This is a genomic window from Psychromonas sp. MME1, assembly GCF_041080865.1.
GTDB lineage: Bacteria > Pseudomonadota > Gammaproteobacteria > Enterobacterales > Psychromonadaceae > Psychromonas.
Genome location: NZ_CP160906.1, coordinates 2,903,336 through 2,928,684, shown reverse-complemented (window position 1 = coordinate 2,928,684; position 25,349 = coordinate 2,903,336). Strand labels below are relative to the sequence as shown.

Annotated in this window: 13 protein-coding genes, 5 tRNA genes, 3 rRNA genes and 1 pseudogene; 14 read left to right on the top strand and 8 right to left on the bottom strand. The window is 40.1% G+C overall.

The window, feature by feature from the left end; all coding sequences use genetic code 11:
- Position 1 precedes the first annotated feature (1 nt).
- Together mnmG and mioC are read right to left on the bottom strand one after the other, a co-directional pair.
- Positions 2 to 1,891, bottom strand: coding sequence for a tRNA uridine-5-carboxymethylaminomethyl(34) synthesis enzyme MnmG (gene mnmG, locus AB2N10_RS13495; RefSeq protein ID WP_369433961.1), 1,890 nt, complete (start codon positions 1,889 to 1,891; stop codon positions 2 to 4).
- A 366-nt stretch (positions 1,892 to 2,257) separates the two neighbouring features.
- On the bottom strand, positions 2,258 to 2,719 hold the full coding sequence (gene mioC / locus AB2N10_RS13490; RefSeq protein ID WP_354622880.1) for an FMN-binding protein MioC: 462 nt from the start codon (positions 2,717 to 2,719) through the stop codon (positions 2,258 to 2,260).
- Positions 2,720 to 3,403: 684 nt separating this feature from the next.
- Here mioC and AB2N10_RS13485 point away from each other — a divergent pair.
- The 6 genes from AB2N10_RS13485 (at position 3,404) to rimO (ending at position 10,554) form a co-directional block, all read left to right on the top strand.
- Positions 3,404 to 4,948: ribosomal RNA gene (locus tag AB2N10_RS13485) — 16S ribosomal RNA — on the top strand.
- Between the two features lie 78 nt (positions 4,949 to 5,026).
- A tRNA-Ile gene (locus AB2N10_RS13480) sits at positions 5,027 to 5,103 on the top strand.
- 54 nt (positions 5,104 to 5,157) lie between these two features.
- Positions 5,158 to 5,233, top strand: a tRNA-Ala gene (locus AB2N10_RS13475).
- Between the two features lie 496 nt (positions 5,234 to 5,729).
- Positions 5,730 to 8,618, top strand: a 23S ribosomal RNA gene (locus tag AB2N10_RS13470).
- A 111-nt stretch (positions 8,619 to 8,729) separates the two neighbouring features.
- A 5S ribosomal RNA gene (rrf, locus tag AB2N10_RS13465) occupies positions 8,730 to 8,845 on the top strand.
- Together the 16S, 23S and 5S rRNA genes with 2 tRNA genes alongside form the textbook arrangement of a ribosomal RNA operon.
- Positions 8,846 to 9,147: 302 nt before the next feature.
- The gene (rimO, locus tag AB2N10_RS13460) at positions 9,148 to 10,554 is read left to right on the top strand and encodes a 30S ribosomal protein S12 methylthiotransferase RimO (RefSeq protein WP_369433960.1); all 1,407 of its coding nucleotides are present in this window, start codon (positions 9,148 to 9,150) and stop codon (positions 10,552 to 10,554) included.
- A gap of 58 nt (positions 10,555 to 10,612) precedes the next feature.
- Here rimO and AB2N10_RS13455 read toward each other — a convergent pair whose 3' ends face one another.
- The 4 genes from AB2N10_RS13455 to rsgA all read right to left on the bottom strand — a co-directional run bounded on the left by AB2N10_RS13455 (position 10,613) and on the right by rsgA (position 15,178).
- Positions 10,613 to 11,602 carry a potassium channel family protein gene (locus AB2N10_RS13455; RefSeq protein WP_354622879.1) on the bottom strand — a complete coding sequence of 330 codons (990 nt, stop codon included), beginning with the start codon at positions 11,600 to 11,602 and terminating at the stop codon, positions 10,613 to 10,615.
- A gap of 77 nt (positions 11,603 to 11,679) precedes the next feature.
- Positions 11,680 to 13,215 carry a threonine ammonia-lyase, biosynthetic gene (ilvA, locus tag AB2N10_RS13450; protein WP_354622878.1) on the bottom strand — a complete coding sequence of 512 codons (1,536 nt, stop codon included), beginning with the start codon at positions 13,213 to 13,215 and terminating at the stop codon, positions 11,680 to 11,682.
- A 12-nt stretch (positions 13,216 to 13,227) separates the two neighbouring features.
- Positions 13,228 to 14,088: an archaetidylserine decarboxylase gene (asd, locus tag AB2N10_RS13445; RefSeq protein ID WP_354622877.1), complete on the bottom strand. Its 861-nt coding sequence runs from the start codon at positions 14,086 to 14,088 to the stop codon at positions 13,228 to 13,230.
- Positions 14,089 to 14,134: 46 nt separating this feature from the next.
- Complete coding sequence (gene rsgA, locus AB2N10_RS13440) at positions 14,135 to 15,178, bottom strand: small ribosomal subunit biogenesis GTPase RsgA (protein ID WP_354622876.1); 1,044 nt, start codon at positions 15,176 to 15,178, stop codon at positions 14,135 to 14,137.
- Positions 15,179 to 15,281: 103 nt separating this feature from the next.
- Here rsgA and orn point away from each other — a divergent pair, with 103 nt between their 5' ends.
- The 4 genes from orn (at position 15,282) to AB2N10_RS13420 (ending at position 16,283) form a co-directional block, all read left to right on the top strand.
- A complete protein-coding gene (orn, locus tag AB2N10_RS13435) occupies positions 15,282 to 15,821 on the top strand; it encodes an oligoribonuclease (RefSeq protein WP_369433959.1) in 540 nt (179 codons plus the stop codon).
- A 172-nt stretch (positions 15,822 to 15,993) separates the two neighbouring features.
- A tRNA-Gly gene (locus AB2N10_RS13430) sits at positions 15,994 to 16,069 on the top strand.
- A 31-nt stretch (positions 16,070 to 16,100) separates the two neighbouring features.
- Positions 16,101 to 16,176, top strand: a tRNA-Gly gene (locus tag AB2N10_RS13425).
- Between the two features lie 31 nt (positions 16,177 to 16,207).
- Positions 16,208 to 16,283 (top strand) — tRNA-Gly (locus AB2N10_RS13420).
- Positions 16,284 to 16,323: 40 nt separating this feature from the next.
- Here the strand turns inward: AB2N10_RS13420 and AB2N10_RS13415 are convergent.
- Entirely contained in the window at positions 16,324 to 17,202 is an 879-nt protein-coding gene (locus AB2N10_RS13415; RefSeq protein ID WP_354622873.1) for an endonuclease/exonuclease/phosphatase family protein, read from the bottom strand.
- Positions 17,203 to 17,278: 76 nt separating this feature from the next.
- On the opposite strand from AB2N10_RS13415, the gene ndk reads away from it, so the two are divergent.
- Genes ndk through tadA form a run of 3 tightly spaced genes read left to right on the top strand, consistent with a single transcriptional unit; the run spans position 17,279 to position 19,143 of the window.
- Positions 17,279 to 17,713 carry a nucleoside-diphosphate kinase gene (gene ndk / locus AB2N10_RS13410; RefSeq protein WP_369433958.1) on the top strand — a complete coding sequence of 145 codons (435 nt, stop codon included), beginning with the start codon at positions 17,279 to 17,281 and terminating at the stop codon, positions 17,711 to 17,713.
- 30 nt (positions 17,714 to 17,743) lie between these two features.
- On the top strand, positions 17,744 to 18,616 hold the full coding sequence (locus AB2N10_RS13405; RefSeq protein ID WP_369433957.1) for an A24 family peptidase: 873 nt from the start codon (positions 17,744 to 17,746) through the stop codon (positions 18,614 to 18,616).
- Entirely contained in the window at positions 18,616 to 19,143 is a 528-nt protein-coding gene (tadA, locus tag AB2N10_RS13400; protein WP_354622870.1) for a tRNA adenosine(34) deaminase TadA, read from the top strand. Before AB2N10_RS13405 ends, tadA begins: the two co-directional genes overlap by 1 nt.
- A 21-nt stretch (positions 19,144 to 19,164) precedes the next feature.
- Here tadA and mltF read toward each other — a convergent pair.
- A pseudogene (gene mltF, locus AB2N10_RS13395) lies at positions 19,165 to 21,089 on the bottom strand (membrane-bound lytic murein transglycosylase MltF).
- A 326-nt stretch (positions 21,090 to 21,415) separates the two neighbouring features.
- Here mltF and purL point away from each other — a divergent pair.
- On the top strand, positions 21,416 to 25,309 hold the full coding sequence (gene purL / locus AB2N10_RS13390; RefSeq protein WP_354622868.1) for a phosphoribosylformylglycinamidine synthase: 3,894 nt from the start codon (positions 21,416 to 21,418) through the stop codon (positions 25,307 to 25,309).
- The last annotated feature ends 40 nt before the right edge of the window (positions 25,310 to 25,349 follow it).

The window sequence follows — 25,349 nt, the reverse complement described above, 5'->3', positions numbered from 1 at the left end:
TTTATATCGCCTTCTGTCTTAAACCATTTTTTTTCAGATAAATAAGTAAAATAGAAATGGCTGCAGGTGTTATACCAGAAATACGAGATGCTTGACCTATATTTTCAGGTTTAATATCCATTAACTTGGTCAGGACTTCATTAGATAACCCTTTTATTGCTGAATAATCTAAATCCTGTGGTAATAATGTATTTTCATGACGTTTGAGTTTTTCAATCTCTTCTAATTGACGATCGATGTATCCCTGATATTTTATTTTAATTTCAACTTGCTCTGCAGCCTGTGGATTTTCGATAGCAGGGCCTAATCCTTCAATAGACATCAAACCTTCATAACTAACTTCTGGTCGGCGAATCATCGCTTCCAAAGTACTTTCACGCTGCATTGGTGTTTTCAGCAGTGCATTAATTTCATTGGCATTACTAGATGTAGGGTTAATCCACTGATTTCTTAAACGTTGTAACTCAATTTCTATTGCTTCTTGTTTTTCACTAAAAGCTTGCCAACGGATATCATCAACCAATCCAATTTCACGACCTTTTTCTGTTAAACGGGCATCGGCATTATCTTCACGTAATAATAAACGGTATTCAGCACGACTCGTAAACATGCGATACGGTTCTTTTGTACCTAATGTAGAAAGATCGTCAACTAATACACCTAAATAAGCTTGATCTCTACGTGGACACCATCCTTCTTTTTCTTGTACGAATAAACCTGCATTCATACCGGCTAATAAACCTTGAGCGCCAGCTTCTTCATAACCCGTTGTGCCGTTGATTTGCCCAGCAAAAAATAAACCTGCAATATATTTGTTTTCTAATGTTGATTTAAGATCACGAGGATCAAAATAATCATATTCAATCGCATAACCAGGACGAGTTACAAACGCATTTTCAAAACCTTTCATTGAACGGATAAATTCAATTTGCACATCAAAGGGTAAACTTGTTGATATACCATTAGGGTATATTTCATGGGTGGTTAACCCTTCTGGTTCAACAAAGATTTGATGTGAATTTTTATCCGAAAAACGACTTATTTTATCTTCGATAGAGGGACAATAACGAGGTCCAATGCCTTCTATTACACCAGAGTACATAGCACTACGATGTATATTTTTACGAATAATATCATGCGTTTTTTCATTGGTATGGGTTATATAGCAAGGTATTTGTCTTGGATGTTGGGCGCGATTACCTAAAAAAGAAAATACCGGAGTAATGTCGTCCCCATGCTGTGTTTCTAATACTGAGAAATCAATACTACGAGCATCAATACGTGCTGGCGTACCCGTTTTTAATCTTCCCATACGTAAAGGTAATGATTTTAAGCGTTGAGCAAGACCGATTGAAGCAGGATCTCCAGCTCTACCACCGCTATAATTTTTTTGCCCTATATGAATTAAACCATTTAAAAATGTACCAACAGTTAAAACAACCGTTTTAGCAGAAAAAATCACCCCCATTTTAGTGATCACCCCTGTTACGCGATCATTTTCAACAGTTAGATCTTCCACTTCTTGTTGGAATATTTTTAAGTTTTCTTGGTTTTCAAGTTTTTCCCTTATAGCCGCTTTGTATAGAAGTCGATCGGCTTGAGCACGGGTAGCTCGAACTGCAGGTCCTTTACTTGAATTAAGCGTTCTAAACTGAATGCCGCCAAGATCTGCAGCCGTAGCCATTAAACCACCTAAAGCATCAATTTCTTTAACTAAATGACCTTTGCCAATACCACCAATAGCAGGATTACATGACATTTGACCTAATGTTTCAATATTGTGGGTTAATAATAACGTGTTCATACCCATACGAGCGGCAGCAGAAGCTGCTTCTGTACCGGCATGACCACCGCCTACAACAATGACATCAAAATATTCGTGGTAATTCATTTATTTTCCAAAACAGATTAGTTAAAAAGCTAAACAGGATTTTACTCTTTTATCGACTAAAGGAAAACAGATAAGATCAAAACAATAGTATTAGTAGTATATATAGATCTTTAAAGATCTTTTATTATTACACTTATTAAGTAAATGAATTTCTGTGTAAAAAGTCGTTTAAATTATAAAGATCAGGATCTTACAGTGGATCTTTAAATGTGTGTAAAAAGAGATCTTTCTGAGTCTATATCAGGGATAAAAATGGTCTTTATACACACTTAAAATAGTCCACATATTTATGCATAAATTAAACAAGAATAATTCATAAGTTATAAATGAACTATGCACAGCTACCTGTGGGTAAGTTAAATATGATCATAATTGTGAATAATTAAGATCTTCAATCCAACTTGGGATCCATTCAACTGCGCGATCTTCTGGAATAGGGTGTGTAACAACATCAATTTCTAGACGATCGCCTATACGCGTTGCGCCCATTTCTTCAAGTATATAATCTAAGTTTTTTGCGGCTTCACAAAAAGTATCATAATTAGAATCACCAACACCGATAATACCGTAGCATACGTCTGTTAATGCAGAATTGACACTTTGTAGTTGTTCTACAAATGCCTTGAAGTTTTCGGGATAGTCTCCTGCACCATGGGTAGATAAGCAAATTAACCAAACTTCATCTTCAGATAAAGATAGGGTATTTAAATCTGGATCAAACTGAATTTCACTATCAAAGCCTGCTTCTTCAAGTAGTGGTTGAGTTGCTTCTGCAACATATTCAGTACCACCTAAAGTACTACCAACCAAAATTTGTATATTCTTCATTATATATGTCCATTAATATTTGTGATGTAAACTATCCCCATATTACCTCAATATGCTTTTATTGCAGAGTTTGCATAATGATGTCGTATGGATATAGATAAAACAAATCGACAAAATTAGCAAACAAGAGCTATGGATGAATAAAAATGGCGAACAAACCAGCATTTTGATTAGTAATTCTACAAACGATTGTTTGTTTTGAATAATCTTTTAATAAACGCTTGCCAATGTGATCTGAATCCCTATAATGCGCATCCACAGACACGGGGCGTAACGCAAGTTAGCCGCTGGTTTGAGAATAAAAGAAACGCATTTATCGCTTCGTAAGAAATGTAAAATAAGACGTTGACATTGTTCGAAAGGCGCGTAATATACGCACCTCGCCGCAAGGCGCGCTCTTTAACAATTTAATCAAACAATCTGTGTGGGCACTTATTGTTGATGTGATTTCAAATAATCAAAAAGTAACGCTTCTGCTTGCAGAAAGTTACACCTAACTTGTTTAGGTAACATCAATAGAAGTGACACACGAATTAATTCATTTACATTGAAAGATTTATCTTTCAATGATTAACAGGCCAAATATTTATATTTGGTGGTTAATTCAGAATAACAAAAAGAACGTAAGTTCTTTAGTTTTAGTCAGTAATATTGAGTCGTATCGAAAGATACAAATTAAACTTTAAATTGAAGAGTTTGATCATGGCTCAGATTGAACGCTGGCGGCAGGCTTAACACATGCAAGTCGAACGGTAACAGAGAATAGCTTGCTATTTTGCTGACGAGTGGCGGACGGGTGAGTAATGCTTGGGAATTTACCTTGTTGTGGGGGACAACAGTTGGAAACGACTGCTAATACCGCATAATGTCTTTTGACCAAAGGTGGCCTCTATTTATAAGCTATCGCGACAAGATGAGCCCAAGTGGGATTAGCTAGTTGGTAGGGTAAAGGCCTACCAAGGCGACGATCCCTAGCTGGTCTTAGAGGATGACCAGCCACACTGGAACTGAGACACGGTCCAGACTCCTACGGGAGGCAGCAGTGGGGAATATTGCACAATGGGGGAAACCCTGATGCAGCCATGCCGCGTGTGTGAAGAAGGCTTTCGGGTTGTAAAGCACTTTCAGCGAGGAGGAAAGGGTGCAGGCTAATACCCTGTATCTGTGACGTTACTCGCAGAAGAAGCACCGGCTAACTCCGTGCCAGCAGCCGCGGTAATACGGAGGGTGCGAGCGTTAATCGGAATTACTGGGCGTAAAGCGCGCGTAGGTGGTTAATTAAGTCAGATGTGAAAGCCCAGGGCTCAACCTTGGAACTGCATTTGAAACTGGTTAACTAGAGTTTTGTAGAGGGTGGTAGAATTTCAGGTGTAGCGGTGAAATGCGTAGAGATCTGAAGGAATACCAGTGGCGAAGGCGGCCACCTGGACAGAGACTGACACTGAGGCGCGAAGGCGTGGGGAGCAAACGGGATTAGATACCCCGGTAGTCCACGCAGTAAACGATGTCTATTAGAAGTTTGTGGCTATATGCCGTGGGTTTCAAAGCTAACGCATTAAATAGACCGCCTGGGGAGTACGGCCGCAAGGTTAAAACTCAAATGAATTGACGGGGGCCCGCACAAGCGGTGGAGCATGTGGTTTAATTCGATGCAACGCGAAGAACCTTACCATCCCTTGACATCCAGAGAATCACCAAGAGATTGATGAGTGCCTTCGGGAGCTCTGAGACAGGTGCTGCATGGCTGTCGTCAGCTCGTGTTGTGAAATGTTGGGTTAAGTCCCGCAACGAGCGCAACCCCTATCCTTATTTGCCAGCGGGTCATGCCGGGAACTCTAGGGAGACTGCCGGTGATAAACCGGAGGAAGGTGGGGACGACGTCAAGTCATCATGGCCCTTACGGGATGGGCTACACACGTGCTACAATGGCAAATACAAAGGGTTGCTAACCTGCGAGGGTATGCGAATCTCATAAAGTTTGTCGTAGTCCGGATCGGAGTCTGCAACTCGACTCCGTGAAGTTGGAATCGCTAGTAATCGTGGATCAGAATGCCACGGTGAATACGTTCCCGGGCCTTGTACACACCGCCCGTCACACCATGGGAGTGGGCTGCACCAGAAGTCATTAGCTTAACCTTCGGGATGGCGATGACCACGGTGTGGTTCATGACTGGGGTGAAGTCGTAACAAGGTAGCCCTAGGGGAACCTGGGGCTGGATCACCTCCTTACGTAAAGAAATTCACAATAATGAGTGTTCACACAGATTGTTTGATTAGAATGATAAAGACGTATGACAGGCCGTTATTGGGTCTGTAGCTCAGTTGGTTAGAGCGCACCCCTGATAAGGGTGAGGTCGGCAGTTCAAATCTGCCCAGACCCACCAATTTCTTGTAAGTTTACTTGAAATTGTGAACAATCTGTTTATACAAACCATGTTGGGGCTATAGCTCAGCTGGGAGAGCGCCTGCCTTGCACGCAGGAGGTCAGCGGTTCGATCCCGCTTAGCTCCACCACTTACATTAGTAAGTGTACCAACATGAACCTCTTTTAGAGGGAGAGGCTTAAGATAAGTTAGATAATTTATCTTAAGCTTTTTTTTACGAAAAAGTTTGCTCTTTAACAATTAGGAAAGCTGATAAAGTTCTGTTTGAACGTATCGATATAGATATCAATATGTTTAAACGAAACGAAATTGTTCTCAATGATTAATTTATTAATCATTGTAATCAAGCAAAAATAAAAAGTTCATTTTTCACGTAGTGAAATGTGAACAGTACGTATCTACTCAATCATATGATTGATAGGTGCACGAAAAACGAATGTTGTTTTTTGTATTGTAAAATATGAGAAATCGCAAGCGTCTTGGAAACGACATACAAAACAAAAATCAGTATTAAGTAGTGATGCCAAATGGTGTTGCCCACTCAGACATTGACAAAAAGACGTCAATCTCTTGTTGGGAACAATACCTAAAACGCGTCACTGCGTGACACTTTTTAGGTGTTGTATGGTTAAGTGAATAAGCGTGCACGGTGGATGCCTAGGCAATTAGAGGCGATGAAGGACGTGGTAATCTGCGATAAGTCCAGGGGAGTTGATAACAAGCGTTATATCCTGGAATTTCCGAATGGGGCAACCCGGCACTTAGTGTCATCGTTAAGTGAATACATAGCTTAACGAAGCGAACGAGGGGAACTGAAACATCTAAGTACCCTTAGGAAAAGAAATCAACCGAGATTCCGAAAGTAGCGGCGAGCGAAATTGGAACAGCCCTTAAGCTGTTTAGAAGTTAGTAGAATGGTCTGGAAAGTCCGACGATACAGGGTGATAGTCCCGTATATGACAACTTCTTTGCAGTGAAAACGAGTAAGACGGGACACGAGAAATCCTGTTTGAATATGGGGGGACCATCCTCCAAGGCTAAATACTCCTAATTGACCGATAGTGAACCAGTACCGTGAGGGAAAGGCGAAAAGAACCCCTGTGAGGGGAGTGAAATAGAACCTGAAACCGTGTACGTACAAGCAGTAGGAGCCGACTTAGTTCGGTGACTGCGTACCTTTTGTATAATGGGTCAACGACTTAATTTCAGTAGCAAGGTTAACCGTATAGGGGAGCCGTAGGGAAACCGAGTCTTAACTGGGCGAATAGTTGCTGGGATTAGACCCGAAACTTGGTGATCTAGCCATGAGCAGGTTGAAGGTTGAGTAACATCAACTGGAGGACCGAACCCACTAATGTTGAAAAATTAGGGGATGACTTGTGGCTGGGGGTGAAAGGCCAATCAAACCAAGAGATAGCTGGTTCTCCTCGAAAGCTATTTAGGTAGCGCCTCGTGTATCACTGTTGGGGGTAGAGCACTGTTTGGGCTAGGGGGTCATCCCGACTTACCAACCCCATGCAAACTCCGAATACCAACAAGTGCAATCACGGGAGACACACGGCGGGTGCTAACGTCCGTCGTGGAAAGGGAAACAACCCAGACCGCCAGCTAAGGTCCCAAAGTATATGTTAAGTGGGAAACGATGTGGGAAGGCTTAGACAGCTAGGAAGTTGGCTTAGAAGCAGCCATCTTTTAAAGAAAGCGTAATAGCTCACTAGTCGAGTCGGCCTGCGCGGAAGATTTAACGGGGCTAAACATATCACCGAAGCTGCGGATGCTTATTTATAGGCATGGTAGAGGAGCGTTCTGTAAGCCGTCGAAGGGAAAGCTGTAAGGCATCCTGGAGGTATCAGAAGTGCGAATGTTGACATGAGTAACGATAAGGGGGGTGAAAAACCTCCCCGCCGGAAGACCAAGGGTTCCTGTCCAACGTTAATCGGGGCAGGGTGAGTCGACCCCTAAGGCGAGGCCGAAAGGCGTAGTCGATGGGAAACGGGTTAATATTCCCGTACCCTTATATTTTGCGATGGGAGGACGGAGAAGGCTAGGTGGGCCTGGCGATGGTTGTCCAGGTTTAAGTATGTAGGTGGAAGACTTAGGTAAATCCGGGTTTTCTTAACACTGAGATACGATGTCGAGTCACTAAGGTGATGAAGTCATTGATGCCATGCTTCCAGGAAAAGTCTCTAAGCTTCAGAAATATAAGGATCGTACCCCAAACCGACACAGGTGGTCAGGTAGAGAATACCAAGGCGCTTGAGAGAACTCGGGTGAAGGAACTAGGCAAAATGGTACCGTAACTTCGGGAGAAGGTACGCCGCTGACGGTGAAGTCCCTTGCGGATGGAGCTATTGGCGGCCGAAGATACCAGATGGCTGCAACTGTTTATTAAAAACACAGCACTGTGCTAAATCGCAAGATGACGTATACGGTGTGACGCCTGCCCGGTGCCGGAAGGTTAATTGATGGGGTTAGACTTAGGTCGAAGCTCTTGATCGAAGCCCCGGTAAACGGCGGCCGTAACTATAACGGTCCTAAGGTAGCGAAATTCCTTGTCGGGTAAGTTCCGACCTGCACGAATGGCGTAATGATGGCCATGCTGTCTCCACCCGAGACTCAGTGAAGTTGAAATCGCTGTGAAGATGCAGTGTACCCGCGGCTAGACGGAAAGACCCCGTGAACCTTTACTACAGCTTAGCAGTGAACTTAGAGCCTACATGTGTAGGATAGGTGGGAGGCTATGAAGCGTTGTCGCCAGATGACGTGGAGCCGACCTTGAAATACCACCCTTGTATGTTTTGAGTTCTAACCATGGCCCCTGAATCGGGGTTTGGGACATTGTTTGGTGGGTAGTTTGACTGGGGCGGTCTCCTCCCAAAGAGTAACGGAGGAGTACGAAGGTTGGCTAATCACGGTCGGACATCGTGAGGTTAGTACAATGGTATAAGCCAGCTTAACTGCGAGACAGACACGTCGAGCAGGTACGAAAGTAGGTCATAGTGATCCGGTGGTTCTGAATGGAAGGGCCATCGCTCAACGGATAAAAGGTACTCCGGGGATAACAGGCTGATACCGCCCAAGAGTTCATATCGACGGCGGTGTTTGGCACCTCGATGTCGGCTCATCACATCCTGGGGCTGAAGTCGGTCCCAAGGGTATGGCTGTTCGCCATTTAAAGTGGTACGCGAGCTGGGTTTAGAACGTCGTGAGACAGTTCGGTCCCTATCTGCCGTGGGCGTTTGAGAATTGAGAGGAGCTGCTCCTAGTACGAGAGGACCGGAGTGGACGAACCGCTGGTGTTTGGGTTGTCATGCCAATGGCATTGCCCAGTAGCTACGTTCGGAATCGATAACCGCTGAAAGCATCTAAGCGGGAAGCGAGCCTCAAGATGAGTTCTCACTGGGACTTTAAGTCCCCTGAAGGGCCGTTGGAGACTACAACGTTGATAGGCAAGGTGTGTAAGTGCGGTAACGTATTGAGCTAACTTGTACTAATTACCCGTGAGGCTTAACCATACAACACCTAAGACGTGTTGATGTAACCAAGAAAAAGTACGTTTGCGACAACATATTTTACAACTTGCAAGATTAAAGAATAATAGACAGCTTTTCTAATTAACTTTTTAGCTTGGCGAACATAGCGCTGTGGTCCCACCTGATCCCATTCCGAACTCAGAAGTGAAACGCAGCTGCGCCGATGGTAGTGTGGGGTCTCCCCATGTGAGAGTAGGTCATCGCCAAGCGCCTAATAAACGAAAAATCCCTGTTGACGATGTCAGCAGGGATTTTTTCTTTTTAGGGTACTGACGAGGATGACCTGCTCGAGAGTAGGGCGAGTATCGCGACAGCGATGTGTCACGAGCGGGTGAGCGCTGCGAGCCCTTTCCATCGCCAAGCGCATAATTACAATAAACCCCATTCTGCATAGTAGGGTGGGCTTTTTTCATTTAAGTAATATAGCAATATTGATATTTCCCCCCTATTAAACTTTTCTATATAATGCGTACAATTAATATACTTAACAGCATAAAAAATAAAGGCACATATGAGCGTTGAACAGTTCGATCCCAAACAAACGACTACTTTGGCAACTCCTGCGAAGATACTTAAAGAACAGAGTGTGATGACGCCATCTTCAGGGTCACGTATCGGCTTTGTTAGTCTTGGTTGCCCGAAAAACTTGGTAGATTCCGAACGCATTCTTACACAATTGCGTATTGAAGGTTATGATGTTGTGCCTACTTATGCTGATGCAGATATGGTTATTGTTAATACCTGTGGTTTTATTGACAGCGCTGTACAAGAGTCTTTAGATACTATTGGTGAAGCGTTAGCGGAAAATGGTAAAGTGTTGGTTACGGGCTGTTTAGGGGCTAAAAAAGATGAAATTATAGAGCTTCATCCAAATGTTTTAGCCGTAACGGGACCACATGCCTATGATGAAGTGTTAACGCAAGTTCATAAACATTTAGCTAAACCCTCGCATAACCCCTTTATTGATTTGGTACCACCTCAGGGGGTGAAGTTGACACCTAAACACTATGCCTACTTAAAAATATCTGAGGGATGTAACCATCGTTGTACTTTCTGTATTATCCCATCGATGCGTGGTGACTTAGAATCTCGACCTGTTGGTGATGTGTTAGGTGAAGCGCAACGTTTAGTTAAAGCGGGCGTTAAGGAAGTTTTAGTTATTTCTCAAGACACATCTGCTTATGGTGTAGATGTTAAACATAAAACGGCTTTTTGGGATGGTGTACCTGTTAAAACTGCTATGCAACAGCTGTGCGAGGAATTAGCAAAACAGGGGGTTTGGATCCGTTTGCACTATGTTTACCCTTACCCACATGTTGATGACATTATACCATTAATGGCTGACGGTAGAATTTTGCCTTACCTAGACATTCCTTTTCAGCATGCAAATAAACGTATTTTGAAATTGATGAAGCGTCCTGGTAGCTCTGATCGCGTCCTCGAGCGTATTGCTAAGTGGCGTGCAATTTGTCCTGAGCTAGTGATTCGTTCTACTTTTATCGTAGGTTTTCCTGGCGAAACTGAAGAAGAATTCGAGGAATTGTTAGCATTCTTAGAAGAAGCTCAATTGGATCGTGTTGGCTGCTTTAAATATTCTCCCGTTGAAGGTGCTACAGCCAACGAGTTACCTGATCATGTGCCTGATGACGTAATGGAAGATCGTTTACAACGTTTTATGGCGCTACAAGCAGATATTAGTGCGCAGAAATTACAAGCTCGTATCGGCCAAGAATATTTGGTTTTAATTGATGAAGTTAATAGTGAAGGTGCGGTTGGTCGCTCCTATATGGATGCTCCTGAAGTTGATGGTAAAGTTTATTTAACTGATGAATTTAATGTACAGCCAGGAGATCAAATTTGGGTGCAAATCATTCACGCTGATGAGCATGATGTATGGGGTGTTAGAGTCGAAGATTAACAGTAAATAGAATAGGGGTTATTTGTAATCAAATAACCCCTTTTATATATGAAATACATTAATCCCAGTCAATTTGCTCTTGATTGATTCTCTCATTGGCAATGTAAAATAAATAACTGCCACTCTTTATAAGGGTGTTTTTATCAGGATTTAGGTCAAGATTATCACCATTTTTAAATGGACTTGTAGCTATCAGTATCATCTCATATTTATTTTTAAATTGATTAAATAGTTCCCCAAAAGTAATAGATTCTCTAATGTTAGGTACTTGGAAGCTAAACAGGGTTGCCCCTTGTAATGTTGAAAGTAGCTGCTCTGCAACTCTACTCGAGCCTGGATCTTGCATACTTCTTACCATTATTTGTGCGCTATTGTCGATACTACATTCTATATTTGGGCAATGTAGTTTGAGCAACTCGGCTTTGTTTTTATCAAAAAAATGGGCTGTTATATTTACCTCTTTATTGATATATGGTGAAACGCTAAGCGCGATAGATAATGTTTCATCATCGCTTTTACCATCTATAATAATTTTTTTTGCCTTACTTATTGCAATTCTATTGAGCTCTGTTTTATCAGAAAAAGTCCGTAGTTTAGCAAATAAGATGTCATCCCTATCTGGAAACGGATTACTCATATCATCGGTCACACAAAGCAAAATAGGCCGCTTTATTCTTTTTTTATCACCGAGAATAAGTTCAACAACTTGTTCCGTGGAGTGGCTATCCCAGGATAATAATAGGATATGTTCATTCAGGTGATAAAAATCATTATTACCATTCATGTTTGATCTCGCTATATTGATAAATAACTCAGTCACTTTACCGATAAAAGTTGCAAATATTATTAGCCCTGATGGAATTTGAAAGGCAGAGACAATAAATTTCCCTAGCGGGGTGATCGGACTAAAATCTCCGTAACCAACGGTCGATATGGTGACCATGTTGTAATAAAAAAATTGCAATGGAGGGGATATTAAATCCTGTTCTTTTGCCATATATAACAAAAAATATGTGATTGCCGCTTGTGCTAATACTAATTGCAGCATAACCGGCCAAGTTAATTGTCGGGTCACTCTAAATAAAATATTCTTTAATTTATAAGGAAAAAATATCAAACTCGACCTCAAATGACATCTTGCTGTGATAAAAAGTAGCGATATGCCTGGTTGTTCGTTTCGTCTTTATAATTGTAACCCAGTGCATCTAAATGTTTTTTAAATGTATTAACCCCTTCGTCCAGCTCAAAACCCGCTAATACTTGCCCGTAGGCAGCACCATGATTGCGATAATGAAAGAGTGTGATATTGGCATGAGTGCCTAGCATATTAAGGAATTTTACTAACGCATTAGGATGTTCAGGGAATTCAAAGCTATATAAACGTTCTTTTAAATCACTAATTGGCGCGCCACCGACCATATAGCGAACATGTAGTTTAGCCATTTCATCATGACTTAAATCAGCAACTGAATATCCAGAATTAGCTAGATTTTTTATCAATATGGTCAACTCATCATTTCCGGAAGGTGTTCTTATGCCGACAAAAATATTTGCTTCTTTGCGAGAATTAAAACGATAGTTAAATTCTGTAATAGCACGCCCATCAAGTTCATTACAAAAAGCTAAAAATGCGCCTTTTTTTTCAGGAATGGTGACCGCAAGAATACTCTCTTTTTGTTCGCCTAATTCACAGCGTTCAGAGACATATCGTAAACCATGAAAATTAACATTTGCACCACTTAAAATTGCACTTAGTCGTTGATCTTTTAAGCCATGCACTTGACTGTATTTTTTTAATCCGGCTAGTGATAAAGCGCCTGCGGGTTCGGAAATAGCGCGAGTATCTTCAAAAATATCTTTTACAGCGGCACATATTTCATCACTATTGACGGTAATCACTTGATCTACATATTGCTCGCATAGGCGAAATGTTTCACTGCCAATTGTTTTTACAGCCACGCCATCTGCGAATAGTCCAACTCGACTCAGGGTGATGGGGCCGCCATGATCTAGTGCGACTTTTAAACAGGCGGCATCTTCAGGTTCAACGGCAATAATTTTTATATCGGGTAATAGTTGTTTGATATAAACGGCAATACCTGCAACGAGCCCACCGCCCCCAACAGGAACAAAAATATAATCTAAATGGGCATTTTGCTGTAGTAGCTCTTTCGCTATTGTCCCCTGCCCGGCAATAACATCTGGATCATCAAAGGGATGAATTAGGGTATAATTATGTAATTTAGCGAGCATTTTACAATGGTCGCTAGCTGCATCAAAACTATCTCCAAATAAAACAGCCGTTGCCCCTAATGCACGTACCGAATTAACTTTGATATCTGGTGTCGTACTCGGCATTACAATGGTTGCTTTTAGTCCCATTTTTTGTGCTGAGAGGGCAACACCTTGCGCATGGTTGCCCGCTGAAGCGGCGATAACGCCGCATTGCTTTTGTTGTTCCGTCAAACTAGCTAATTTATTGTAGGCTCCGCGCAATTTAAAAGAGTGTACTGGTTGTAAATCCTCACGTTTTAATAATATTTGATTATTAAAACGGAGAGATAACTTTTTAAGTGGTTGCAAAGGCGTTTCAATAGCAGCCTCATAAACGGGGGCTAATAATATTTTTTTTAAATATTGCGCAGCTGTCAAGTCTGTCATATTTGCAAAAACCTACTTAGATTCATTTACAGTGGCAAATATGTTACCGAGTCTTGTGACTGAACCGGCCTGTAATTCTTCTGCAAAAGAGATACTATTTTTAGGGAAGAGTGCAACGATGGTACTGCCAAGTTTAAAGCGGCCTAATTCAGCACCCTTATCAAGTTGAATGTTTTGGTCTTGATAATCCCAATATTGAATTTCTTTTTTTCTATTGGACTTTAAGGTTCCTGCCCAAACGGTTTCAATACTTGCGACTATGGTTGCTCCAACTAATACCATGGCCATTGGACCTATTGCCGTTGAAAATATAGCGACGGCTCGTTCATTACGCGCAAATAAATTAGGTACATTTTCAGCCGTAAGAGGATTAACGGAAAAAAGGTCACCGGGAATAAAAATCATTTGCTCTAATTTACCAGCAATAGGCATGTGAATACGGTGGTAGTCTTTTGGTGCTAAGTAAATAGTAGAAAACAACCCATCATCAAAGGGCTTTGCTACTTCATCTTTTCCACCTAATAATTCGCGTAAGCTAAAATCATGTCCTTTTGCTTGAAATATACGCCCGAGTTTAATATCCCCTAATTGGCTAACGCAGCCATCAACAGGGAGTATTAAGTTATTATCCCCTTCGCTAATGGTACGAACACCTTCGCGTAATTCGCGGGTAAAAAAATCGTTAAAGGTTTTATAAGACTCTGGATCGGGGTATTTTGCTTCACTCATATCTATGTTAAATTTTTTGATAAATTGCTTTATTAAAAAAGTGGTTAACTGTCCAGCTTTAGCTGCTGCGAGCAAACCGACTAAACGTGATAATAGGTGTTTTGGTAAAAAATATTGGCCAATAATTTTGAGCTGATCAATCATAATATTCTCTTTTATGTACTAACTAAATTAGGCTTAACTCGCCTTGTTATTGATGGGTATTTGGATCTCTATGGCGTGCATTTTTAGCATCATCCATAGTCTCTAAAATTCGTATAAAGCTTTGATAACGCGCGTCATTAATTTTACCTTCTGCGACAGCATTAACCAATGCGCAGCCGGGATCTGTTTTATGTTTACAGTCTCTAAAGCGACATGTCCCAATGTACTCTCTAAATTCAATAAATCCGGATGTAATACGTTCGGGTTCGAGGTGCCATAAAGAAAATTCTCGAATGCCCGGGCTGTCGATTAGATCGCCACCATCAGCAAAATGATATAAACGAGCGGTAGTCGTTGTATGCTTACCTAAACCTGAATTTTCAGATATTTCACCGGTTAATGCTTGCACTTCTGGTAGTAGCATATTAAGTAACGATGTTTTACCAACGCCCGATTGACCGACAAAAATATTAACTTTATCTTTCATTGCTCCTTTTAATTCACTAAGGCCATCTCCCAGCATTGAACTATAAATAACGCGATAGCCTATATCACGATAACTTTGCAGTTCTTTATCAATTATTTTTGCTGATTCGGGATCGAGTAGGTCGCTTTTGTTTAAAACGATAATAGGGGTGATGCCTATATCTTCACAGGCAACGAGATAGCGATCGATAATATTACGAGAAAACTCAGGAGCGACAGAGCTAACAATAATAATATGGTCTATATTAGCGGCAATGGGTTTGATGCCATCGTAATAATCTGGACGTGTTAAAACAGTTTTACGAGGGTGAACCGCTTCAACGACACCACTAATACCATGAAAGCTTTCATTACCAGCACGCCAAACTACACGATCACCAGTGACCAATGATTTTACACCTCTGCGTAAATTACAACGTTCAATATTACCTTTTTCATCTTCAATATCTGCATGTTGACCAAAACGACTGATAACGACACCCTGTAATTGCGGGCCTAATTGAGAATCATCCCATTGTTCAACGATATCTTTTTTCAAACGTTTATTTTGATTACTTTGTACTCGGCGGACTTGATTATGACTAAGTCGTTTTTTTTTGGCCACAGTTTCCCTTAACTATCGTTAATTGTATTAATGCTATATCATACTATATTTTCATATAAATAAGTAAAAGGGCTCTCTTGTAGAGAAAAGGATCACAATAAGCATGAATAAAGATAACTTAGTATGGATTGATCTGGAAATGACCGGATTAAATCCTGAGACAGATAAAGTAATCGAAATAGCGACCATTGTCACTGATAGTAATTTAAATATTCTTGCTGAAGGCCCGCAAATAGTTATTCATCAAAGTGACCAAGTACTTGATGCAATGGATGAATGGTGTACCGAACATCATGGTAAATCGGGGTTAACAGATAGAGTTAAGGCAAGCAAAATTAGCTGTGAGCAAGCAGAACAGGCAACCTTAGCATTTCTAAAAGAGTGGGTTCCTGAAGGGGCTTCACCTTTGTGTGGAAATAGTATTGGCCAAGATCGTCGTTTTTTAGTTGCGTATATGCCTAAGTTAGAAGCTTATTTTCATTATCGCAATATAGATGTGAGTACCATTAAAGAGTTAGGTCGTCGTTGGGCACCTGAAATGGTGGCTAAACATAAGAAAACCGGGACACATTTAGCATTACAAGATATTAAAGAATCCATTTCAGAACTGCAGCACTATCAAAAATATTTTTTTAGTTATTAATGTAATTATTTATACGAAGATAAATATGCTTAAAATTTGTTCGGTTGTGTTATGGTGAATGCCCTTTTAGTAAAAAAAGCTTGCATTCATTTATTCCATATCTATAATTCGCAGCTCATAAGAAACAGGTGTTATCAACAACCCGTAAATATCTTATGATAGTAAATGTGATGCGGTACTAGCTCAGTTGGTAGAGCACGACCTTGCCAAGGTCGGGGTCACGAGTTCGAGTCTCGTGTACCGCTCCAAATTTACTAGTAAAATGCTTAAAGCAGTGATGCGGTACTAGCTCAGTTGGTAGAGCACGACCTTGCCAAGGTCGGGGTCACGAGTTCGAGTCTCGTGTACCGCTCCAAATTTATTAGTAAAATGCTTAAAGTAGTGATGCGGTACTAGCTCAGTTGGTAGAGCACGACCTTGCCAAGGTCGGGGTCACGAGTTCGAGTCTCGTGTACCGCTCCAATCTAAACAGTAATTTTATTCCCCTGATTAAATTATATTATTATTCAAAAGCAAAAGTAACTCGCATAGGGTTGTGATCAGATGCATTGCTATTAATAACCTCTTCATTAATGACCTTTAAACCACGAAAGTAGATATGATCTAAAGGATAACCAAAAACCGTACTGCGATTATCCTCACTAAAAAGAACCTCTTTGAAGCCTAATTCAACAAATATATTTGTAACAAGTGTTAACCGTTGATCATTCCATGTATTGAAATCACCACTAAATATAATTGGTCCTTGATGTTGTTTGATGATTAGAATATATGGTTTTAACTGCTCTTTTAAGTTGGAAATACCGATTGTAAAATTAACAGCATGTAAGTTGATTAGTAAAAGAGAGCCTGAGTCTTGATTTATGGGATAAACGGAGGCTATCCCTGATTTAGGTATTTTAATCCAAGGCTCTGTTGCGAGACTGCCACAGATGCTTGTCGTTGGGTATTTACTTAGCGTATTAACCCCAAAACTTTCTCCACCGTAAGTAAATGCAGCATTATGCAAAGTAAACATTCTCATCTCTTTGCTGAATTGTTGTAATGTTGGTGATGATTTGGCTTCTTGTAGTGTTATAAAGTCAGCCTTAATTGTTAATTCCTGTAATGCTTGCTGCCATTGATATTTCTGTTGTTTATATATATTCCAGTTGAGCAGTGTAAAGGGGGATTTTAACTTATATTCAGATGCTTTCTTATTCGATTCAATAGGAGTTAATGTGGGACACTGACTTGCCTCAATTTCGCTATTATTATTAAAAATAGTTAAGCTACTGGCAGGTTTTGGTAATAATTTAAAAATCATAATAAGAGATATAACGAATATAACAATCCATAGATAAGGTTTGGCAGTTTTTTTTAATGTGATATTAGATTTCATCTGTTTATATTCTTATTGATGGGTTGCTGTGATGTGGTTATATTATAGGTTCAATTCATTATTTTAAGTTTGTATTATGCCATTAGAAAGAACCCTATCCATTATTAAACCCGATGCTGTTAGCAAGAAACTTGTTGGTATTATTTTATCTCGTTTTGAAAAAGCAGATTTAACACTTGTCGCTGTTAAAATGATACATATGACCAAAGAGCAAGCAGAAGGATTTTATGCAGAACATAAAGGAAAGGAGTTTTTTGCCCCTTTAGTTGAATTTATGACATCCGGACCTATTTTGGTGCAAGTTTTACAGGCTGAAAATGCCATTACAGCATATCGAGACTTGATTGGTAAAACTAATCCAGAAGAGGCAGAACCAGGCACTATTCGTGCAGATTATGCTGAGTCTACTCGCTTTAATGCTGTACATGGATCTGATAGTCCAACCTCAGCTGCTCGTGAAATAGCTTACTTTTTTTCTGATGATGAGATATGTCCTCCCGTTGTTGTTTGATTTATTATTTTTTACCCGCTAGGAATTAACATGTCAGAATTACTTAATTTAATGCAGCAACAGCCGAGTCTGCTATACGCTTTTGTCACCATACTAGGGGTCTTAGTTGGTTCATTTTTGAATGTAGTGATTTATCGCTTACCTGTGATGATGGAAAGAGAGTGGAAAAGAGATTGTGCTGAATTTTTTCCTGATGCCAATTTAAAAGTCGAAGCTGAAACATTTAATTTAGTTGTTCCTCGTTCCCGTTGTCCACAATGTGACCATTTAATTGGCTCGGCAGAGAATATTCCTTTATTAAGTTGGTTGTGGCAAAAGGGGCGTTGTAAACATTGTGCCTGTAAAATAAGCAAAAGATACCCAAGTATTGAGTTGTTAACGGGCATTTTATCTCTTTGTGTTGCCTATGTGATCCCTTTTGGTTGGCCATTACTTTTTGCTCTGTTATTTACTTGGGTCTTGATTGCATTAACCTTTATTGATTTTGATACCATGTTATTGCCAGATCAATTAACACTGCCATTATTATGGTTTGCCCTGTTAATCAATATAAATGGCACCTTTGCTAGCTTAAGCGATGCGGTACTTGGTGCTGCCTTTGGTTATTTAAGTTTATGGTCTATATATTGGGTGTTTAAACTATTAACCGGTAAAGAAGGAATGGGTTATGGTGATTTTAAATTGTTAGCTGCATTGGGGGCTTGGTTTGGATGGCAGGCGTTGCCATTGATTATTTTATTATCCTCCTGTGCAGGTGCGGTGATTGGAATTGCTGCTATTGTTGCCTCTAAAGACAAACAAAGCCGCCCAATGCCCTTTGGTCCTTACCTTGCCATAGCTGGTTGGGTTTATCTTGTCTATGGCGATAGTTTAACGCATTTATATTATTCACTGGTTTTATAATGTTAAAGCAAACCAAGCCAGAAGAAGATAATCAACGTGTTATTGATGAACAATGGATGCAATATGCTTTATCTTTAGCTGATAAAGCGGAACTTGTTGATGAAATTCCAGTCGGGGCTGTATTGGTTAAAGATAATTCAATCATTGCAGAGGGGTGGAATTTATCCATTAATGAACACGATGCCTGTGCGCATGCTGAGATATTAACGTTACGTGCAGCAGGAAAAAAACTAGAAAATTACCGACTTATTGATTGTACTCTATATGTGACGTTAGAACCTTGTCCTATGTGTGCGGGTGCACTTGTTCATGCTCGCATTAAACGTCTTGTTTATGGTGCTGGGGATTATAAAACAGGCGCAGCTGGCACCGTTTTTAATTTAGTACAAAACAACCAATTAAATCATCAGATTGATGTGACCTCTGGGGTTTTTGCTGATGCTTGCGGTGCTAAACTTAGTGCTTTTTTTAAGCGCCGCAGAAAAGAAAAAAAAGCACTAAAGAAACAGCAAGTTAATGGCGATTAACAGGCTGCTTCTAAACTCTAATCATATATCCTGATCATTATTATTGGTTTTAACACTTTCTTCATACTGCATTTGTTGGATTTTTTCTAATTCGGCCGCTGTTTCTTGTTGCGCCTGTTGTGCTTTTAATTCTTCAGCTAATGCCGCTTCTTGCGCCTGTTTTAGCTGTTGTTGTTCTGCAATAGCGATATCAATTACTTCTATTAATTGCTGCTGTTTGTTTTCAAGCTCTTGTTTAGCTAATTGTAATTTTTGTTCATCAGCTAGGGCTTTTTCTTGTGCTTCTTGTAAAGCTGTTTGTTCTGCTAATGCTTTTTCATTCGTCTGCTGTATTGCATTTTTTATTTCCTGTAACTTTTGTTGTGCCGCTTTTAAATATTCTTGTTGTGTTACTGTATTTTGCTCTGCGAGCTGTAATGCTTGCTCGGTAGCTAATCTATTTTCTTTAGTTTGTTGTAAGGTTTTTTGACTCTCTTCATTAACTTGTTTGGCATACAGTAATATTTGCTTCTTGTTTAATGGTGTTTGCCAATTTTGTTGTTCTGCGAAGTTTTTTTGTTGTGCATCTTCAATTGCTTTTTTCTCTGCTAATTCTTGCTCTTGGGCAGTTTTTAATGCTTCAGCTTGTATGCGTTTTTTCTCTTTATCTGCCATATACCATGTTATCGTTTTTTGATATTGACGAATATTATCAACATAGCTTTGTGCTTCTTTACCACGAGCATAACCATAGCGGGTTTGTGTATACCATTTCTTTTGATGTAATAGAGGAAGGTTTTCTTTTACGTCAGTCCAGGAATTTGGATTCTGTTTTTTTATACTTGTAATACGTCTTGCATCCATTAAATGCCCATAGCCAATATTATAACTAGCTAAAGCAAACCACACTTTTTCATCTTCAGGAATACTATCTGGCAAACGATTTATTTGTTGTGATAAATATTTAGCACCTCCTTTAATGCTCTGTTCGGATCAAGTCTATTATCAATGCCGACATAGTTAGCAGTATCCAGTGTTAGCATCATTAAACCACGAACTCCCGTTGGCGAAATTGACTTTGGATCCCAGTGTGATTCTTGATAGCTAACTGCGGCAAGTAATAACCAATCAACTTCTGATGTTGCATATTTTTTAAATAAATCTTCATATTTGGGTAGGGTTGTTTTTATCCGTTTAATGAAGGTTCGCATATCAACAAAGTCAAAATTTTCGATGTGACCAAAATATTTTTCTTCCAGTCTAGCGATGGTTTGATCGCTATATTTATTTCCCATAAACTCAATCATCGCAGAGTAAATAGTATCATCTTGATTACGATTAATTAGCCAAGCAACGGGCTGCTTTTTTGCAATAGTAAATGCTTCCGTCAGAACGGGATAGAAACGTTGTTTTTGAGCTAAGGTATAGCTATCCACAATGGCAAAGGGGATTTTTTTGTTGGCTATTTCCCTTAATAGAGTCTCTTGATCTTCATGTTCAAAAATATTAATTTGTAACTCATACCCTTTTTTAATGAGTGCCTTTAATGTCTCTTCGTGACTGCTATCTTTGAGTACGCCGACAGGGGCATTTATATCGGCAACTTCTCGAGGGCGATAACTGCCATTACGATAAACAAGTTTTTGAGAAACATAATAATAGGGCGGAGAACTCCTGTATTTTTTTGCTCGTTTAGGGGTAAGGGTTAAGCTTGAGCCAATAAAATCTATTTTATTATTATCTAAGGCATTAAACAGCTCATTAAGCGTATCGTATTCTTTTATTGTTAACCTAACATTTAGATATTCAGCAAACTGTTTGGCTAATTCATAATCAAAGCCACTGTGGTTTTGACCATCAAAACTATAGGTTAATGAGCCATTCATCGTGCCCATTATAATATCGCCGCGTGCTTGTACTTTTTGTAAACTAGTCTTTGGTGATAATGGATTACAAGCACATAGCATTAACAATAAGGCGCTAATTGCTAAGTATTTTTTGGCTGTTGATAATTTTGTTAAACACATAGTAATGACCATATAAAATACAAGGAATAAACTATAAAAAATGATTATATTTCAGTTTTATATTAAATTATCCCGACTATAGAGGGTTTTTATTTAATAAAAAATGCTTTTTGCTTATAATAGCGACCCAATACCAATTATATCAATTAGCTAAATACTTCATGTTCGTTTTGCTTAGGAATAGCTCTGCGAATATTAGGCATATCTTTTTTTATGTGATTGGCGTAACCCAAGTTCATTTATTTATCCAACGAGAGAAATAATTTATGGAAATTTTGCGAGGGGCTCCAGCCTTATCGACATTTCGTGTTAATCAGTTATTAAAAAACTGTGAGGCATTAAACTTACCTGTAACACAAATATACGCTGAGTATATGCATGTTGCAGAGTTAGCAGATGCTTTAAATGACCAAGAGTTAGTTGTATTACAAAAACTATTAAAGTACGGACCACAAATCGCTGAGCATGATCCAGTTGGTACGTTACTCTTTGTTACGCCCCGTCCAGGTACCATTTCACCATGGTCTTCAAAAGCAACCGACATCGCGCATAACTGCGGATTAACTAAAGTAAAACGTTTAGAACGTGGTATTGCTTACTATGTGGAAACAAGCTGCTCTCTTTCTGCTGAGCAATATAACACTCTGACAAGTTTGCTATATGATCGTATGATGGAGGTCGTTTTTAGTTCACTAGATGATGCACAAAAACTTTTTGCTCACGGTGAACCTGCCCAGATGAGTAGCGTTGATATTATCGGTAATGGGCGTAGCGCCCTAGAAATAGCCAACGTTAATTTAGGTTTGGCACTCGCTGAAGATGAAATTGATTATTTGGTTGATAATTTTATTAAGTTAGGTCGTAACCCTAACGATATCGAATTAATGATGTTTGCTCAAGCAAACTCAGAACATTGCCGTCACAAAATTTTTAATGCTGATTGGACGATTGACGGTGTTAAGCAGCCTAAATCATTATTTAAAATGATCCGCAATACCCATGAAAAAATGGGTGAATTTGTTTTGTCTGCTTACAAAGATAATGCTGCTGTTATGATGGGCGAAAAGGCGGGACGCTTTTTCCCAAGTGTTGATGAGCGTGAATATGGTTACCATCATGAATATATCGATATTCTGATGAAAGTGGAAACACATAATCACCCGACAGCTATTTCTCCATTCCCCGGTTCTGCAACGGGATCTGGTGGTGAAATTCGTGATGAAGGTGCAACGGGAATTGGTTCAAAACCGAAAGCAGGTTTGGTTGGTTTTAGCGTAAGTAATTTGCGTATTCCTACCTTTGAGCAGCCTTGGGAAACTGATTTCGGTAAACCCGATCGTATTGTTTCTGCTTTGGATATTATGCTTGAAGCGCCATTAGGTGGTGCTGCATTTAATAATGAATTTGGCCGCCCTAATATTCTTGGTTATTTCCGAACTTACGAAGAGCAAGTCGATAGCCATAATGGGTTAGAAATTCGTGGTTACCATAAACCTATTATGCTTGCTGGTGGATTAGGTAATATTCGCCGTAGCCATGTAGAGAAAAAAGATATTCCGGTCGGCGCTAAGTTAATTGTACTCGGCGGCCCAGCAATGAACATCGGTTTAGGGGGGGGGGCAGCTTCTTCTATGGATTCAGGTGCTTCTTCAGAAGATTTAGACTTTGCTTCTGTACAACGTGAGAATCCAGAAATGGAACGTCGTTGTCAGGAAGTTATCGATCGTTGTTGGCAGATGGGTGATGATAACCCAATCCAATTCATTCATGATGTTGGTGCTGGTGGTCTTTCTAACGCAATGCCTGAATTGGTTAATGATGGTGGTCGCGGTGGTATTTTTGATCTTCGTGCCATTCCAAATGATGAGCAAAGTATGGCACCACATGAAATTTGGTGTAATGAGTCTCAAGAGCGTTATGTTTTAGCGGTCAAACCTGAAAATTTAGCGGTATTTGAAGCAATCTGTAAGCGTGAACGTGCAATGTATGCCGTGATTGGTGAAGCGACAGAAGAGAAACATTTAACACTTAATGATCCTCAGTTCGATAATAAACCCATTGATATGCCTTTGGAAGTGCTATTAGGTAAAGCGCCGAAAATGCATCGTGATGTGAAATCACAAACCGCTCAAGGTAAAGCATTAGACCTTTCAGGGGCAAGTATTAAAGATGCCGCGGAGCGTTTACTACGGTTACCTTCTATTGCTGAAAAAACATTCCTAATTACTATTGGGGATAGAACGGTTACCGGACTTGTTGCTCGTGATCAAATGGTTGGTCCTTGGCAAATACCAGTTGCAAACTGTGCTGTTACAGCCGCTAGTTATGACACCTACTTTGGTGAGTCAATGTCATTAGGTGAGCGCACTCCTGTCGCGTTACTTAATTTTGCGGCATCTGCACGTCTTGCTGTGGGTGAATCTATCACTAACATCGCCTGTTCTGATATTGGCGATTTCAAACGTATTAAACTCTCTGCTAACTGGATGTCTGCAGCAGGTCATCCAGGTGAAGATGCTGGTTTATATGCAGCTGTAAAAGCAGTTGGGGAAGAGTTATGTCCTGAATTGGATCTTACTATTCCTGTTGGAAAAGATTCCATGTCCATGAAAACGAAGTGGCAGCAAGAAGGTCAAGATAAAGAGGTTATTTCCCCTCTTTCACTTATTATTACCGCGTTTGGGGCTGTTAGAGATGTTCGCAACACGGTAACGCCTCAATTGCGTAGTGATCAAGGTGATACTGATTTAATTCTTGTAGACTTAGGTTGTGGTAAAAACCGTTTAGGGGGATCTTCTTTAGCACAAGTTTACAAGCAATTGGGAGATGTTACACCTGATGTTGATAATCCTGCTCAATTGCAAGGTTTCTTTAATGCGATGCAAACCTTAGTCGCGGATAAAAAATTACTCGCTTATCATGACCGTAGTGATGGTGGTTTATTTACTACTATCTCTGAAATGGCTTTTGCGGGGCATTGTGGTGTGTCGGTTAAATTAGACCAGTTAGGTACTGATGATTTTGCTTCGCTATATAACGAAGAGCTCGGCGCTGTTATTCAAGTGCGTGCGGAAGATAAAGAAGCAGTATTAAACGTACTTGCAGGGCATGGGTTAGCATCTAACTCTTTAGTTATCGGCTCACTAAATGACACAGATCAAATTATATTTACCCGTGACGGTGATGATGTTTTGGTTGCATCTCGTAGTGAGTTCCGTGCTATTTGGGCTGAGACCACGTTGAAAATGCAAGCGTTACGAGATAATCCAAGTTGTGCTCAACAAGAGTTTGAACTCAAATGTGACGATCAAGACCCCGGTTTAAGTGTAAATTTAACCTTTGATATTAATGAAGATGTTGCCGCTCCTTATATTGCAACTGGCGTTTTGCCGCGTATGGCAATTTTACGTGAACAGGGCGTTAATTCACAACAAGAGATGGCTGCTGCCTTTAATCGTGCTGGCTTCTCTGCCGTTGATGTTCATATGAGTGATATCTTATCTGGTGAGGTGCAATTATCTGATTTTGCAGGCCTCGTTGCTTGTGGCGGTTTTTCTTACGGTGACGTATTAGGCGCGGGTGAAGGTTGGGCTAAATCAATACTATTTAACCCACAAGCTCGCGATCAATTCCAAACATTTTTTGAGCGTCAAAATAGCTTTGCTTTAGGTGTTTGTAATGGTTGTCAGATGTTATCTAATTTAAACGAGTTGATTCCAGGTGCTGATTTATGGCCTCGTTTTGTGCGCAATAATTCAGAGCGTTTTGAGGCGCGATTTAGTTTAGTGGAAGTACAGAAAAACAACTCATTGTTTTTAAATGATATGGCCGGCTCTTATATGCCAATTGCGGTTTCACATGGTGAAGGTCGTGTCGAGGTGAAAGATGCAAACCATTTAGCTGCCATTGAAGCGAGTGGTAATATTGCACTGCGTTTTATCGATAATTACGGTAAACAAACGGAGCAATATCCAGCCAATCCCAATGGTTCACCTAATGGTATAACGGGGTTAACTTCTAAGGACGGGCGAGTTACTATTATGATGCCTCATCCAGAACGTGTATTTAGAACGGTTGCTAACTCATGGCATCCTGACGAGTGGCGTGAAGATAGTCCTTGGATGCGCATGTTTAGAAATGTGCGTAAGCAGATAGGTTGATATAGCTAGCAAAAAAGGGGGATATAAGATCCCCTTTTTT